Origin of the sequence: Polyangium spumosum (assembly GCF_009649845.1) — a bacterium.
Classification (GTDB): Bacteria; Myxococcota_A; Polyangia; order Polyangiales; family Polyangiaceae; genus Polyangium; species Polyangium spumosum.
In genome coordinates this window covers 209152-223835 of sequence record NZ_WJIE01000013.1, presented here as the reverse complement: position 1 = coordinate 223835, position 14684 = coordinate 209152, and the positions used below count along the sequence as shown (strand labels likewise).

The 14684-nt window shown below is 70.6% G+C and carries 13 protein-coding genes; 4 read left to right on the top strand and 9 right to left on the bottom strand.

Annotated elements, in window-relative coordinates:
• The 3 genes from GF068_RS33790 to GF068_RS33780 form a co-directional block, all read right to left on the bottom strand.
• The coding region (locus tag GF068_RS33790; RefSeq protein ID WP_206079603.1) for a hypothetical protein at positions 1-299 on the bottom strand (299 nt) is incomplete at its 3' end.
• A gap of 191 nt (positions 300-490) precedes the next feature.
• Positions 491-820, bottom strand: coding sequence for a hypothetical protein (locus tag GF068_RS33785; RefSeq protein ID WP_153823643.1), 330 nt, complete (start codon positions 818-820; stop codon positions 491-493).
• 45 nt (positions 821-865) lie between these two features.
• Positions 866-4093: an FtsK/SpoIIIE family DNA translocase gene (locus GF068_RS33780; protein WP_153823642.1), complete on the bottom strand. Its 3228-nt coding sequence runs from the start codon at positions 4091-4093 to the stop codon at positions 866-868.
• A 218-nt stretch (positions 4094-4311) separates the two neighbouring features.
• On the opposite strand from GF068_RS33780, the gene GF068_RS33775 reads away from it, so the two are divergent.
• The 4 genes from GF068_RS33775 to GF068_RS33760 all read left to right on the top strand — a co-directional run bounded on the left by GF068_RS33775 (position 4312) and on the right by GF068_RS33760 (position 10840).
• Positions 4312-5961 carry a HEAT repeat domain-containing protein gene (locus tag GF068_RS33775; RefSeq protein WP_153823641.1) on the top strand — a complete coding sequence of 550 codons (1650 nt, stop codon included), beginning with the start codon at positions 4312-4314 and terminating at the stop codon, positions 5959-5961.
• 125 nt (positions 5962-6086) lie between these two features.
• Positions 6087-7748 carry an FHA domain-containing protein gene (locus GF068_RS46600; RefSeq protein WP_153823640.1) on the top strand — a complete coding sequence of 554 codons (1662 nt, stop codon included), beginning with the start codon at positions 6087-6089 and terminating at the stop codon, positions 7746-7748.
• A gap of 8 nt (positions 7749-7756) precedes the next feature.
• The gene (locus tag GF068_RS33765; RefSeq protein ID WP_153823639.1) at positions 7757-9088 is read left to right on the top strand and encodes a L,D-transpeptidase; all 1332 of its coding nucleotides are present in this window, start codon (positions 7757-7759) and stop codon (positions 9086-9088) included.
• A gap of 27 nt (positions 9089-9115) precedes the next feature.
• A complete protein-coding gene (locus GF068_RS33760) occupies positions 9116-10840 on the top strand; it encodes an ABC1 kinase family protein (protein ID WP_153823638.1) in 1725 nt (574 codons plus the stop codon).
• Between the two features lie 88 nt (positions 10841-10928).
• Here GF068_RS33760 and GF068_RS33755 read toward each other — a convergent pair whose 3' ends face one another.
• From GF068_RS33755 to rph, 6 genes are all read right to left on the bottom strand, one after another.
• Positions 10929-11270 (bottom strand): ATP synthase F0 subunit C, encoded by a 342-nt coding sequence (locus GF068_RS33755; protein ID WP_136928778.1) that lies wholly within the window; start codon positions 11268-11270, stop codon positions 10929-10931.
• Between the two features lie 216 nt (positions 11271-11486).
• Entirely contained in the window at positions 11487-12260 is a 774-nt protein-coding gene (gene atpB / locus GF068_RS33750; RefSeq protein WP_153823637.1) for a F0F1 ATP synthase subunit A, read from the bottom strand.
• 42 nt (positions 12261-12302) lie between these two features.
• Positions 12303-12797 (bottom strand): ATP synthase subunit I, encoded by a 495-nt coding sequence (locus tag GF068_RS33745; RefSeq protein WP_206079602.1) that lies wholly within the window; start codon positions 12795-12797, stop codon positions 12303-12305.
• Positions 12794-13168, bottom strand: coding sequence for an AtpZ/AtpI family protein (locus GF068_RS33740; protein ID WP_338046684.1), 375 nt, complete (start codon positions 13166-13168; stop codon positions 12794-12796). The genes GF068_RS33745 and GF068_RS33740 overlap by 4 nt, the downstream gene beginning before the upstream one ends.
• Entirely contained in the window at positions 13165-13836 is a 672-nt protein-coding gene (gene rdgB / locus GF068_RS33735) for an RdgB/HAM1 family non-canonical purine NTP pyrophosphatase (protein ID WP_338046683.1), read from the bottom strand. The genes GF068_RS33740 and rdgB overlap by 4 nt, the downstream gene beginning before the upstream one ends.
• On the bottom strand, positions 13833-14597 hold the full coding sequence (gene rph, locus GF068_RS33730) for a ribonuclease PH (RefSeq protein WP_338046682.1): 765 nt from the start codon (positions 14595-14597) through the stop codon (positions 13833-13835). The genes rdgB and rph overlap by 4 nt, the downstream gene beginning before the upstream one ends.
• Positions 14598-14684 lie beyond the last annotated feature (87 nt).

The window sequence follows — 14684 nt, the reverse complement described above, 5'->3', positions numbered from 1 at the left end:
TCGAGCCCGGCGGGCACGGGCGGCGCGGGCGCGGCGGGCGCGGGCGCGGCGGGCGCGGGCGCGGCGGGCGCGGGCGCGGCGGCGAGGGCGTCATCGAGCTCCTGGGCATACATGCCGAGCTCCGAGGCGCGGAACACGTTGCCCGAGGACTCGGCCGCCTCGGCTGCGCGCCGGAGCCACACGACGGCGTCTCTCCGCTCGCCACGCGCCCACAACGTTTTTGCGGTCGACAACCCCCAGACGACATCCTCCGCGTCGTCGGGGCGCGGTTCGGGAAGCGTCACCGAAAGCTCGGCCATGACCAGACCACCCCTACCACAGGCCGTTTCGGGTCGGTGCGGGAAGTGCCCCGAGGGTGTTCGCCGGGTCGGCGGCGGCTCCGAAAGGCAAACCGCTCGACGTTGGTCGTCCGATGAGGGCGACGACGCGCGGCCTCGGGCCGTATACTCCCGCGATCACGCTGCCGTCTCCGCCGAGCGAGAGCTCGGCCTCAGCGCGCGCGACGACCGTTGCTCCGCGACGAACCGCGGAGCTTCTCGTTGTCGCCTCGGCCCTTCGCGCCGCTCGCGCCGTTCAGGTCCGAGGGGGCGTGCGCGCCGTTCGTGCCGTTCGTGCCGTGCGGGGAGGAGTAGCCGTGCTCGATGCAGCGGCGGAGCATCTCCTCTTTGCCCGCGAGCGAGACGCCTTCGCCGGGCATGCGCCGCGCGAGCCAGCCGATCAGCGTGAGGCCTGCCTCGCGCGCCGCAGGCGGCATCGCGTTCTCCCGCAGCAGGCTCGCGATCTGGCCGATGAGCCGTGTGCGCTCTTCTTCGCACGCCATCTCGAGCGGTTTCTCTAGCACGCGCGGACGGAAAACAAATAGCGATCAGAGCGGCGCGATGAGCACCTCGCGGTCCTTCGCGCCGTTCGCGGGACCAACGATCCCACGCTTTTCCATGGCCTCGACGATTTTTGCCGCACGGTTGTATCCAACCCCAAGCTTGCGCTGGATCCACGAGGTCGAGCAGCGCCGCGTCTCGGCCACGATCCTGACGGCAGCGTCGTACATCGGATCGTTCTCGGCGTCGTTCGTGTCCGCCTCGCCGCCCTCCTCGTCGCGCGGCTTGAGGATCGCTTCGTCGTAGACGGGCTCGCCCTGGAGGCGCAGGAAGTCCGTGATGCGCTGCACCTCCTCCTCGCTCGCGAAGGGGCACTGCACGCGGCGCGTCTCGGTGGCGCCGTTCATCTTCACGAGCATGTCGCCGCGGCCGAGCAAGTGCTCGGCGCCCTGCTCGTCGAGGATCGTGCGGCTGTCGACCTTCTGCGCCACGCGGAACGCGATACGCGTCGGGAAGTTCGCCTTGATCATGCCGGTGATGACGTCGACGCTCGGCCGCTGCGTCGCGAGGATGACGTGCATGCCCGCCGCGCGCGCCTTCTGCGCGAGACGCGCGACGCTCGCCTCCACGTCCTTGCCCTGCTGCATCATGAGGTCGGCGAACTCGTCGACGACGATCACGATGTACGGGATCTTCTCGGGCAAGGCCGCGTCGGTTCCATCCTTCGCCGCGTCGACCTCGACCTCGAGCCCCTCGGCCGAGATCGCGGCGACCTTCTTCGGCGGACGCGGCGGCCGGGCCTCGCCGCGCGCGACCTTCTCGACCCACGCGTTGTAGGTGCCGATGTTCTTCGTGCCCGCGTTGGCGAAGAGCTGGTAGCGCCGCTCCATCTCGTCGACGGCCCACTTGAGCGCGTTCGCCGCCTGCTTCATGTCCGTCACGACGGGAAGGAGCATGTGCGGGATGCGATCGAAGGGCGCGAGCTCGACGACCTTGGGGTCGATCATGAGCATACGCAGCTCGTCGGGCGTCTTGCGGAAGAGCAAGGAGACGAGCATGACGTTGAGCCCGACGCTCTTGCCCGCGCCCGTCGCGCCCGCGACGATCACGTGCGGCATGGAGGCGAGGTCGGCGAAGTAAGGCGCGCCGATGATGTCGCGGCCGAGCACGCAAGGCAGCGGCGCCTTCATCTCCTGGAAGCGGCGATCCTCGACGAGCTCGCGCAAGGAGACGGGGATGCGCCGCTCGTTCGGGAGCTCGAAGCCGATACGGTTCTTGCCCGGGATCGGCGCGATGATGCGCACCTTGCGCGAGAGGCCGAGCGCGAGGTCGTCGGCGAGGCTCGCGACCTTGGAGACCTTCGTGCCCGCGGCCGGCGCGACCTCGAACGTGGTGACGGTCGGGCCCGGGTGGATCTCCTCGACCTTGCCGCTCACGCCGTAGTCCGCGAGCGTCTTCTCGAGCAACGCGGCGTTGTCACGAAGCTGCTCCTCGTCGATCGCGAAACGATCGAGGTCCGAAGGCGGCTCGAGCATGTCGGTCGTGGGCAGACGGAAGCCCGCGCCCTTCGCGGGCACGACCTTCACGATCTCGGGCTCCTTCGGCTTCTCGGGCGCGCGCGTGATCGGCAGAGGCGCGACCGGCGCGAGCGCGACAGGAGCAGCCGCAGGCGCGAGGGGCCTGGCAACAGGCTTCGGCGCTTCGACCCGCACGGGCGCGATCGGGCTCTCGTCGATCGACGCGTCGGGCTCGTCCTCGCTTGCGGGTGCCTCGTCGTGATCGAAGTCGCGCGCGAGGTGTTCGTGCTCGTGCTCGTGCTCGTGCTCGTGCTCGTGCTCGTCCTCGTCGTCGTCCTCGTCGTCCGCGGCCTCGTCCACCACAGCAGGCGCGGGCGTGGGCGTGGGCGGAGGCGGCGGAGGCGCAGGCGGCGCCTTCGGCTCGATCGAGCGCGCCTTCGTCGCAGGCTTCGAGGCTTGCGGCTTCGGCGGCGCAGGCGGCGGAGGAGACGGCGTGGCGGCGGCGTCGAAGAACGACTCGCCAGCCGCCATGTCCGACACGGCCACGATCGCGACGGGGTCCGCGGGCGGCGCGAAGATCGCCGGGCCGACGGGCGCCTTCGGGATCGGCGTCGGTGTCATCGGCGTCGTCGTCGTGATCGTGGTCGCGTGCGCCGACGCTTCCACCGGAGGCGGAGCCGCGGCCGCGCTGTTCACGATCACGGGCGCCGCGTTCTCCTTCGTCTCCGCTTCCGGAGACGCGGCCACCTTCGCAGCTTGCCCGCGCCGCTTGCGTTGCTGCGGCTTCGGCGCGTCTGCCTCGACGACCGCGCTCGCGATCACGCCGCCGTCGTTCCACGAGGCAGGCAGCGCCGGCTCGGACGCGCCCTTCGCGATCACCACGTTCATCGCCTCGGGCGTCGCTTCCTTCCTGGCGTCGTCGCCGTCGTCGCCCGCCGTCAGCGCCGCGATGATCGCGTCGGCCGCGGGCGTCGCCACGATCTTCGCGTCGGCTGCGCGCTCGGCCTTCTCGTCCTTCGTGCTCGCCTGCTCGATCTCGCGCGCCTTCTGCCACGCGTTCGCGAGCGCGCGCAGCCCGAACGCGCCCTTCTCGCCGGCCGTCTCCACCGATCGCCGCAGGCGCGCCACGAGCTCGATGAACGAGAACGTCGCGCGCTGGACGAGGATCAGCGACACCACCGTCAGGCCGATGATGTACGAGCCGATCGCCGAGAACAGCGAGCGCATCACCTCGCCGAAGAGCTCACCCACGGCGCCGCCGAGCGGCATCGCGCCGAACGACCTCGCCTCGGGGAACGCCACGTGCGCGAGCGCCGCCAGGATCACCACGACCACGATGTCGCCGCCGAACCGCGACACGCTCGCGCGATGGGGCTTGCCGCCGAGCAGCGGCGCCGAGAGCGCCACGAGCTCCACGGGCAGCGCCCACGCGACGACGCCCACCGTGCTCGCCGCGAACCCCGCGAACGCCGCGCCGACGGGCCCGACCCAGTCCGGCCCCACCACCTCGGACCGCAAGGGATCTCCACGGAACGAAGCCAGCGCGAGCGACGTGTAGAGCGCGGACGCGAGCAGCACGAGCGCCGCCGCCTCCCGCGCATACGTGTGGCGCGCCGGCGCGCTCGTCGCCGCGGACGCACCCTCACCCTCGCCCCCTCGGCCTCCGCCCCCACGCGTTCTTTTCGTGGGCGACGAAACAGTTTCACCGGGACCGGGGGCGGTCTGCACACGACGCGGAGCGAAGAGAGGAACGGTCATGGCCTACCTGAACCTACCTTGCCTACATATTCCCACTCTTCCTTCTATGCAAGTCCCTGGTGGCGAAGCCGGCGAGACGCGGCGGCTTCGTGGTCGGGGGTACAAAGGATCCCTCTATTCGGCGCGGCGTGGCGAGGGTCCGCGTTTGTTAAGGACCCGAAATTCTTTGAGCCGAGGACGCCCCGAGCGGTACCATCGCCGCCATTCCCAAGGACAGCATGCGAATGGTTGATGGAGCAGGGCCGCGCCCCAAGACCGCGAGCGTTCTCGCGAGTTGCCTCGTGGCCTTGGGTATCGGGCTCTCGGCGAGCGGGTGCCGTGTCGACGAGAACGACATCCACCACTGGGAGAACACGGCCCACGGGCCGAAAAAGCTCTGCGCCGTGCTGCTGTACGACAAGTACGACACCTCGCTCCGCGTGGAGAGCGCGCTCGCGCTGATCCGCATGAAGCCACGATCCGGCAGGAGGCTCGCCTTCACGCAGATCGACGGCGAGGATCCGCCGGAGAACGAGGCCTGCAAGGGCAGCCTCGTCGACGTGCTCTCGGGCCTGCGCGCCGAGGTGCAGCAGCCGATCGTGTCGCAGCTCGTCTCCTCGATCATCGTCGAGCTGAAGCGCCCGCCGCCCGTCGCCCAGCCCGGCCAGGCCGCGCCCGCGGACGGATCGTTCCCCTACAAGGACGCGGCCTACGCGATGCTCGTCGCGGACAAGCCGCCGCTCATCACGGACAAAGGCCTCGAGCAAACGCTACGCGGCGCGCTCGTCGAGTGGGCGATGGCGGACTTCGAACGCCGCCTCGAGGCGCGCGGTCAGGCCTACGGGATGGAGCAGCTCCTGCGGGTGATCGGGGCGGAGGGCGTCGTCGGCCTGCCGAAGCTCATGACGAAGGAGACCCGCAAGCTCGACGCGATGGCCTCGCTCGTGGCGGAGCTCGGCGACGCGAAGACGAAGGAGGCCGCCTCGGGCGCGCTCGTCGAGGTCGCGAAGTGGATCCTCTCGGACGACTGGGCGAAGGTGCGCACGCAGGAGCTCAAGGACTCGAACGCGGCGCAGAAGCTCACGCCGACCGAGGAGCAGTTCAAGAAGCAGCTCGAGCTGCTGCAGGACGACGAGCTCACGAAGGTCTTCGCCTCGATGCGCAGGGTCGGTCAGAGGCCGGTCGTCGAGCACCTGCTCGGCTTCGCCACGCGCAAGGAGCAGAGCGAGAAGCGAAGGCAGACGGCGCTCGCCGCGCTCGAAGGGCACCTCAAGAAGGAGAGCGCCGACGACGTCAAGCGGATCCTCGAGATCGCGAGCAGCGACGCGCCCGACGTGGTGCTGGATCAAGCCTTCCGCCGCATCGGCGAGTTGCCCCGCGAGGCCGTCGTCGACAAGCTCTACGCCCTGTTCAAGACCGACAAGTGGAAGGTGCGCCGCGCCGCCGCGACGACGGTGCTCAAGATGTCGAAGGTCAAGGACATCGGCGAGTTCCTCGGGAAGCTGCCGGACGACAAAAACTTCGCCCTCGGCGAGGCGCTCACGTATGGCGCTTATCTGGGAGAGTTGAAGGACGGCAAGCCCGTCGACGCGCTGCAGAAATACCTCGGCGCTGGATCAGCCGCGGCACGGACGAGCGCGATCGCGTATTATTTCAGCTACGGCACCTCGGCGGACGTCTCCGCCCTGGCCTCGCTCGAGTCCGATGGGGCCAGAGCCCCGAAATGCGACGCCGACCCCGACTGCAAATGGGTCTGCGATGTCCCCAAAGAGGGCAGCCAGGAGCGCGAGCAGAGGGAGATCAAGACGATCGGCGAGTTCGTGCGCCACTGCGTCGTGCCGGCGATGAAGGAGCGCAAACCCGAAGCCTCGAAGGAGCAGAAGAAATGAGCGGGAGAGCACGCCTCCACGCATCACCTTCGTAGAGCGTGTCGCTCGAATTCTCGAATTCTCGGAGGATCGGCCTTCCGGATCCTCAGCACGGCCCCGGAACCATCGACGACGATCAGGGAACAATGTCGGACCCGAACAAGAAGAGCGCAAGGACATTCCAGTGCCGCGACGTCCTCTGGGAGACGTTCGAGCAGATGGCGCGCGAGCTGGAGTGCTCGATCGACTACCTCATCAACGAGTCGATGAAGCAGTACGCGCGGCAGCGTAGCTACAGCCCGCGTACACCGTTCCCCGGCGCGGTCCGCAGCGAGTCCGCCCCCGGGAGCGGGAACCCGATGTCGACGCCGGGGATCCCCGCGCCGCCACCCTCGCCGCCGCCGGGTTACCCGCCGGCCCCTCCCGCCGCCGCCGCCGCCCCCATGCCCGCGGCGTACAACCCGAACCCCATGGGCGCCGGGATGCCACCCGCGCCGCCCCCCATGGTCGGCGCCCCGTCGCAGACGGCCACGCCGCCGCCCATGCTCGGCGCGCCGCCCGCGCCGCCCGCGCCCCCGCCCATGATGGGCCCCGGCGCGCCGCCCGGACCCCCGCCCATGATGGCAGGCGGCCCCGGCCCGGGCCTCGGCGCGCCCCCGCCGCCCCCGCCCATGATGGCAGGCCCCGGCGCGCCGCCCCCGCCCATGATGGCAGGCGGCCCCGGCCCGGGCCTCGGCGCGCCCCCGCCGCCGCCTTCGCCGTACGGAGCGCCACCTCCGCCTGCGCCGTACGGCGCGCCTCCGAGCCTCACGGGGACCGCAGGTCCCGGCGCGCCGCCCGGGCCCCCGCCCATGATGGCAGGCGGCCCCGGCCCGGGCCTCGGCGCGCCCCCGCCGCCGCCCGGAGGCCCCACGGCGACCCCGCCGCCGCCCCCGCCGGGGCCGAGCCGTCCCCCGACGGCCTCCATGGCCGGCGGCCCGCCGCCGCCCCCGAAGCCGGGGAACCGTCCGCCGAGCGTGCCCGCGCCGCCCGCGCCCGGCATGTCGCGCCCGAACGTGCCGCCGCCGCCGCCCACGGGCGTCGCGCGTCCCGGGGGTCCGCCCCCGCCCCCGCCGCCGAACCGGCAGACGATGGGCCCGGGTGCGCCCGCCCGCTCGGTGCCGCCTCCGGCCACGCCGGCGCCCCCGATGGCCGCTGGCGGCCCGCCGCCGCCGCCCGCCCCGCCGTCGATGAGCGCGGCCGCGCCGCCGCCGCCGCCTCCCGGTCCCATGATGGGCGGGATGGGCGCGCCGCCGCCCCCGCCGCCCGGTCCCATGATGGGCGGGATGGGCGCGCCCCCGCCCCCGCCGCCTGGTCCCATGATGGGCGGGATGGGCGCGCCCCCGCCCCCGCCGCCGGCTCCTCCGTCGGCGATCGGCTTCGGGGCGCCGCCGCCTCCGCCGGCGCCGCAGTACAACATGGCGCCGCCCGGCCCGCCGCCGGCTCCGCCTGCGCCTGCGCCCTCCGCGGCGGGTGGCATCCCCGGCGCGATCCCGCTCTTCGCCTACTACGCCGGCGAGCGGAGCGTCGTGAACAAGGACCGCTTCATCATCGGCCGCGGCAAGCAGTCGAGCGACCTCACGATCAAGGACCCGAACGTCTCGCGCCAGCACGCGATGGTCGAGTACCTGAACGGCCAGTACTACATGGTCGACATGGGCTCGACGAACGGCGTCGAGTTCAACGGCCAGCGCATCACGCGCAAGGCGATCGGCGAGGGCGACTCGTTCCGGATCTGCGACCACGAGGTCCGGTTCTCCTACCGCTGACGCGCGGGATGTGGGTCGTGAAGGTGGCTGGCTCGCGTGGACAAACCCTGCGAGCCGCCACCCGTCACGCCCCGCCCCTGCTCTCCTTCACGCTCGCCGCGCTGCTCGTCACCTCCCACGCCCGCGCTTCGAACGGGCCTCCCTGGGTCGCGGCCGAGACCGAACCTCTGCCCGAGGGCATCGTCAGCGCGCGCATCCGGAAGGCCGATCAGCCGATCCTCGCCGCCCCGTGGGAAGGCGCGCCGCGACGTGGATCGGCCGCGCTCGACGTACACCTGCCGATCTTCGCCGCGCGCCGCGGGCCTGGCTGCAAGGGTCGGTTCCTCTCGGTCGGGCCGATCGCGTGGGTCTGCGAGGACGCCGTCGAGCTCGCCGAGACGCCCTTCGTCGACGTCGCTTACCGCGCGATCCGCGAGACCCCGGATGGTTTGCCCTTCCGGTACTACTTCGTCGGCCCTGACGGCTCGTTCGCGTACAAGAAGCTCCACGCGGTCGACGTCGGCGCGCCCGACATGCAGCTCGAGCCTGGCTTCGCCGTGGCGATCGTGGAGGAGCGCGTGGTCGAGGGCGCGCGTTACGGCCGCAGCCACAACGACCTCTGGATACCGATGCGCGACCTCGGCCCCGCGCGGCCGCTCGCGTTCCGCGGCGAGGAGATCAAGGACGCGCCGGGCGACGTGCTCCCCTTCGCGTGGATCATCGTCGACAAGGCGAAGGTCTTCTCGTCGCCGAGCGCGCTCGGCAAGGTGACGTCGAGCCACGCGCGCTTCGAACGCGTGCCCTTCGTCGAGGAGAAAAACGCGGGCGGCGCGCGCTTCTCGCGCATCGGCGAGGACAGGTGGGTCCGCTCCGCCGACCTGCGCCACCCGACGATCGCGCCGCCGCCGCCCGAGGTCGACGTCGAGGCGGGCGAGAGGTGGATCGACGTGGAGCTCGCGAGCCAGACGCTCGTCGCGTACGAGGGCAAGCGGCCCGTGTTCGCGACGCTCGTCTCGACGGGCAAGGGCCGGGAAGGGTCGTCGACGGCGACGCCACGCGGGACGAGTCGGATCTGGGCGAAGCTCTTCACCTCGAACATGGACAACCTCGAGGACGAGGGCGCGAGGCGGTACTACCGGATGGAGGACGTGCCGTGGGTGCAGTTCTTCTCGAAGGGCGTGGGCCTGCACGGCGCGTTCTGGCATCGCTCGTTCGGGCACGTGCGTAGCCACGGCTGCGTCAACCTCGCGCCGCTCGACGCGCAGCGCCTCTTCTTCTGGACCACGCCGCGCGTGCCCGCGGGATGGACCGCCGCCTTGCCGAGCACGCACGACGTGGGCACCGTCGTGCGGATACGCTAAAGGCCCTCACGCGAAGGGCGCCCACGCATGGTCTCGATCGTCAACGCAGTCCGTGATCTCGGCCGACTCCGCCAGATCTACGTCGTGCTCGTTCGTCACGGCTTCGGCGAGCTCGCGCAGCGGCTCGGGCTCGGCGCTCGCGGCCGCGCGCAGGCCTTGCCCGAGTTACCTCCCGGCGAGGTGAGCGAGGCGAGCGAGGCGCTCGTCGAGGCGCCCGAGGCCGAGGCGAAACGCGGCGAGGAAGAACGACGGCGCATCTCGCTGCCCGAGCGCGTGCGGCTCGTGTGTATGGATCTCGGCCCCTCGTTCGTGAAGCTCGGCCAGATCGCCTCCACGCGCCCCGACGTCCTGCCGCCCGACTGGATCGTCGAGCTCAAGAAGCTCCAGGACGAGGTCAACCCGCTGCCGTGGAGCGACATCAAGCCCGCGGTCGAGGCCTCGCTCGGCGCGCCGATCGAGGACGTCTACGAGCGCTTCGAGGAGAGACCCCTCGCCGCGGCCTCGATCGGCCAGGTGCACCGCGCCGTGCTCAAGCACGCGGACGGCCCGCAGGAGGTCGTGGTGAAGGTGCAGCGGCCCGGCGTGCGCACGACCGTCGCGCGGGATCTCGAGCTCCTGCACGCGCTCGCCAAGCTCATCGAGCGCACGATCCCCGAGTCCGCGCTCTACCAGCCGTCGGCGCTCGTCGATCAGTTCGATCGTGCGATCACGAGCGAGCTCGACTTCGGCCTCGAGGCCGAGCACGCCGAGAAGTTCGCGCGTAACTTCGCCGGCCACCCGCACGCGCGTTTCCCGCGTGTCTACCGCGAGGCATCGTCGAAGACCGTGCTCACGCTCGAGCTCTTGCCCGGCGGCAAGGTCTACGACGAGATCCGCGACCATGGGCACAAGGGCCCGGCGATCGCGCAGGCCGCCGTCGGCATCGTCGTGAAGATGATCTTCGAGGACGGCTTCTTCCATGCCGACCCGCACCCGGGGAACATCTTGATCTCCGGCGACCCGGACAGCCCCACGATCGGCCTCATCGACCTCGGCATGGTCGGGCGTTTGTCCCCGGAGATGCGCGACAAGACGCTCGACCTGATGATCGCGGCGGTTCGTCAGGACCACCTCGGCGTCGCGGACGCGCTCTACGCGATCGGCACGCCGACGAAGAAGGTCGACATGCGCGCCTACCGCGCCGAGGTGAGCGTGCTGGCGGAGAAGTACCTCGGCCGCCCGCTCAAGGAGATCGACGTCGCCGCGATGATCAGCGACCTCATGCGCGGCGCGAGCAAGTACGGCATCGAGATCCCGCCGGACTTCTTGCTCGTCGGCAAGGCGATCATGACGATCGAGGGTGTCGGCAAGGAGATCGATCCGGACCTCGACGTCTTCGGCGTCGCGCGTCCGTTTTTCCTCGATCTCCTGCGGAAGCGTTATTCGCCCGAGCGTATCGGCATGGAGCTCTGGCGCGGCGTCGAGCGCCTTTCCGGCGCTGCCTACGACTTGCCGCAGCAGCTCCGCGAGGTCCTCGACGACCTGCGCCTCGGGCGGCTGAGCTTACGCACCACCGATCCGACCCTCCCGCGGACGGTCGATCGCCTCGGACGGCGCCTCTTCGCGGGCCTCGTCGTGGCGACCTTCGTCTTCTCGGGGACGTGGCTGCTTCAAACGAATCGTATGGATCCGCTCGGCATCACGCTCCTCGTCTTCGGCGTGCTCGTGATGTTCGGGCACGTCGCGCTCGACGTGCTCCGTCATCTCCGTTAGCCGCTGCCACACACGCGCAGCAGGGCGCCGGGGCTCTCGCCCTGACGCCCTGCTTCGCGGCCCGGTGATCCGCGCGTGGCCTGTCCGATCAGAGCTGCGGGATCTTGCCCTGGAGCAAGAACGCGATGATCAGCGCGAAGAGGACGAGCGACTCGATGAGGGCCAGGCCGAGAATCATCGGCGTCTGGATACGAGCCGCGGCGCCCGGGTTGCGCGAGATGCCCTCGAGGGCAGCCGCGGCGGCGCGGCCCTGACCGAGCGTGCCGCCGAGGGCGGCGATGCCGATCGCGAGGCCGGCGGCGAGCGCGATCATGCCGCTCGTGTCGAACTTGTTCGAAGCAGCAGCATCCTGCGCGAACGCCATGCTGGGAACGAGGGCCAGCGCGGTGGCGACCAGCGTGGACAGGGTGAGCTTGCTCTTGAGAGACATCCGGTTCTGCTCCTTTCAGGCCACGCGCCCCCCACAGGGGGCTGCATGCATCAGCTTCAATCGAGACGACCCAGGGGGTTCGGGGGGACCGACTGTTGGTCCCAGCCCACCGAGGGCTCGGGGGCTTCGCTTCGGGCGGCCCCGCTCTAATCCGAATTCGGCAGTTTGGCTAGCGACTTTTTGAGGATTCCCACCGCGATCTTCCAGGGGGTCGCCTCAGTGGTGTTCCGCGTGGTGGTGCTCCGTGGCGAGGCCGATGTAGATGCTGCTCAAGAGGCAGAACACCAGCGTCTGCACGACGATCACGATGAGCCCGAGCATCATCACGGGCAGCGGCAGGAAGATCGCCACGAGGCCAAAGAAGACCGAGGCGATGAGGTGGTCGACCGCGATGTTGACCATCAGACGCACGCTGAGCGTGATCGGACGGACGCACGTGGAGATGACCTCGATCGGGAAGATGAGCGGCGCGAGATACCACTTCGGGCCCGCGAGGTGCGCGATGTAGCTCCAGCCGTTCTGCTTGATGCCCCAGATGTTGAAGGAGAGGAAGACGAGCAGCGCGCAGCCGAGCGTGACGTTCAGGCTGGACGTGGGCGGCGAGAAGCCGGGGATCAAGCCCGAGACGTTCGAGAAGAAGATGAAGCCCGCGGCGCCGCCGATCAGCGGGAAGTACCGCTTGGCGTTCTCCGGCCCCATCACGTCCTTGGCCATGTTGTAGAAGTAGCCGAAGAACGCCTCGAAGAACGTGCGCAGGCTGAGCCGATCGTCCGGGACCACCGACTCGTCGAGCCGCCGGAACTTCCCGCGCACCGCGATCGACATCCCGATGAAGACGAGCAGGATGATCATGCTCGAGAAGATCGGCTCGACCGAGTGGTAGCTCATCGGCTCGTGGCCGATGAACGTGTGGCCGAGGTTCTTCGCGTTCTCGCGGAGACCAGGGAGGTGGGCCAGGAGGAAGGTCAGAAAACCAGTATGCTCGGGCATGACCGTCGTCGCTCCGTCAGGCGGAGCGCTCCAATCTCGATCTCACGGCTCGTTCGAGGGGTCCCCCTCGTCGGCGGGCCTCGCCTTTAGCACATCTTTTCGCGGCGCGTCCCCGAAAGATCTTCGCGTCGTGTCGGCCTCCGGACCGTCCTCGGGGGGTTTCGGGCCAAACAGCGTCCCCACGGTGATCCCGATCGGCAGCGCCCCGTAACCCACGATGAGGGAGAGCCCCGACGCGATCCCGCTGCGCAGGATGAGCCAAACCCCGCCCAGCAAGAGCACGAGCTTCAGGGCGCCGATCACCGCCCAGGGCGCGGTGTTGCCACGCCGGGCCAGAAAAGCCTCGCCCACCTGCGCGAACACCCAGAGGTTCAAGGGCGCCAAGGCCCCGCCGATGGCCACGCCGAGCGCGAACCGCGGGCTCACGACGACGAGCGAACCGAGCGAGAGCACCACCGCCGCGCCGATCACCCCGAAGAGCGCCGCGCGCATCGGCGCGTCGAGCTTGCCAGGCTTGGCGTTCTCCGCGTCGCTCATCGGCCTCCCCTCCCCTCCTCGTCCTCGTTCGCCGCGTCCGCGTCGTCCGCCTTCGTGATCGGAGGCTCTTCCTTCTTCTCGTCGCGCGTCTCGTAGCGCGGCAAGGGGTTGCCTTGCTCGCGCTCCTCGCGCTCGGCCTGCGCCTTCATCTCGCGCAAGGCGCGCTGGAAGGCCTTCACGGCCGCGCCGACGCCGAAGCAGAAGCCGAGGATCGCGAGGTACGGCTCGGTGCCGAATTTCCCGTCGAGCCAGCGCCCGCCGAAGTAGCCAAACGCGATCGAGAGGACGACCTCGAGGCCGATCGTCCCGAGGCTGCCCACGCCGCGCCACTCCTCGACCTTGGGCGGACGCTTGCGCTCGTTCCCGTTCACCGCTCGCCCACCACGCGCGCCACCGTCGCGCGCCTGCTCTCGATCAGCGCCTCCAGGAACGGCCGCATCGCGCGCGCCGCCTCGGCGCGGTGGCTGATGCGGTTCTTCTCGTCGTCGCCGAGCTCGGCCATGGTGCGAGCGCGGCCGTCGCCCTTCACGATGAAGAGCGGGTCGTAACCGAAGCCGCCCGCGCCGCGCGCCACGCGCGCGATCGTCCCCTCGCAGCGGCCCTCGCAGACCACCTCGGGCTCGACCTCGTTCCACGGATCGAGCAGCACCATCGTGCAGCGGAAGCGCGCCGTCCTCTGCTCGTCGTCGATCTCCTCGAGCGCCGCGAGCAAGGCCGCGTTGTTCTCCGAGTCGGTCGCGCCCTCCTTGGCGAAGCGCGCCGAGCGCACGCCGGGCCGGCCCGCGAGCGCGTCGACCTCGAGCCCCGCGTCCTCCGCGAGCGTCACCATCATCGCGGCCTCGGACGCCGTGCGCGCCTTGATGCGCGCGTTGTCCACGAAGGTCGCGCCGTCCTCGATGATCGGCGGCAGATCGGGCAGCACCTGCGAGAGCGGCAAGAGCTTGATCGGCAGGTCGGCGAAGATCGCGCCGAGCTCGGCGAGCTTGCCGCGGTTCGTCGTGGCGACGAGGATCGACAGCGGCAGGTTCGTCTCGCTCACGCGAATCTCCCCGCCTGGAACAGGGCCGCGAGCTCGACGCCCGCGCTCGCGAGCGCGCCGCGTTGCATGCTCACGAGCTTCGCCACGCCCGCGAGGCCGACGTCGATCATCGCGTCGAGGTCGCGCCGCGCGATCGCCTCGCCCTCGGCCGTCGCTTGCACCTCGACGATCGATCCTTGCGCCGTGCCCACGACGTTGAGGTCGACGCGCGCCTTGCTGTCCTCCTCGTAGACGAGGTCGAGCATCGCCTCGCCGCCGACGTGACCCACGCTGATCGCCGCCACCTGATCCCTGAGCACCGGCGCGATCACGTCCGCGGCGCGTAGCTTCGCGAGCGCGAGCGCCATGGCCACGAAGCCGCCGGTGATCGACGCCGTGCGCGTGCCGCCGTCGGCCTCGAGCACGTCGCAGTCGATCACGATCGTGCGCTCGCCGATCGCGTCGAGGTCGATCGCGCTGCGGAGCGCGCGCCCGATGAGGCGCTGGATCTCCTGCGTGCGCCCGCTCGGCTGCTTGCCGCGCCCCTCGCGTGTTTCCCTGCGGGCGCGGCTCGCGCGCGGGTGCATCTGGTACTCCGCCGTCAGCCAGCCTTTGCCCTTGCCGGCCATCCACGCGGGCACGACGGCGTCGATCGACGCGGTGCAGAGCACGACCGTGCCGCCGGCGCGGTAGAGCACGGAGCCCTCGGCGTTGCGGTGGAAGTGCGGGACGATCTCGACGGGGCGAGGTTCGGCGGGGCTACGGCCATCGGAGCGGGACACGCCGCGTCCTTAGCACAGGCGCGAGGGCGCGTAGGGCCTCCTCACGCGCGCGCCTCGCTCTCCCTGTCCGGCCTGCGCGCTCGATGG

What these genes read in the sequence shown, in the direction of transcription:
- GF068_RS33780 (WP_153823642.1), bottom strand. Translation starts at nt 4,093, where the DNA reads ATGACCGTTCCTCTCTTCGCTCCGCGTCGTGTGCAGACCGCCCCCGGT.
- GF068_RS33760 (WP_153823638.1), top strand. Translation starts at nt 9,116, where the DNA reads ATGGTCTCGATCGTCAACGCAGTCCGTGATCTCGGCCGACTCCGCCAG.
- GF068_RS33745 (WP_206079602.1), bottom strand. Translation starts at nt 12,797, where the DNA reads ATGAGCGACGCGGAGAACGCCAAGCCTGGCAAGCTCGACGCGCCGATG.
- GF068_RS33775 (WP_153823641.1), top strand. Translation starts at nt 4,312, where the DNA reads ATGCGAATGGTTGATGGAGCAGGGCCGCGCCCCAAGACCGCGAGCGTT.
- GF068_RS33755 (WP_136928778.1), bottom strand. Translation starts at nt 11,270, where the DNA reads ATGTCTCTCAAGAGCAAGCTCACCCTGTCCACGCTGGTCGCCACCGCG.
- atpB (WP_153823637.1), bottom strand. Translation starts at nt 12,260, where the DNA reads ATGCCCGAGCATACTGGTTTTCTGACCTTCCTCCTGGCCCACCTCCCT.
- GF068_RS33785 (WP_153823643.1), bottom strand. Translation starts at nt 820, where the DNA reads ATGGCGTGCGAAGAAGAGCGCACACGGCTCATCGGCCAGATCGCGAGC.
- GF068_RS46600 (WP_153823640.1), top strand. Translation starts at nt 6,087, where the DNA reads ATGTCGGACCCGAACAAGAAGAGCGCAAGGACATTCCAGTGCCGCGAC.
- GF068_RS33765 (WP_153823639.1), top strand. Translation starts at nt 7,757, where the DNA reads ATGTGGGTCGTGAAGGTGGCTGGCTCGCGTGGACAAACCCTGCGAGCC.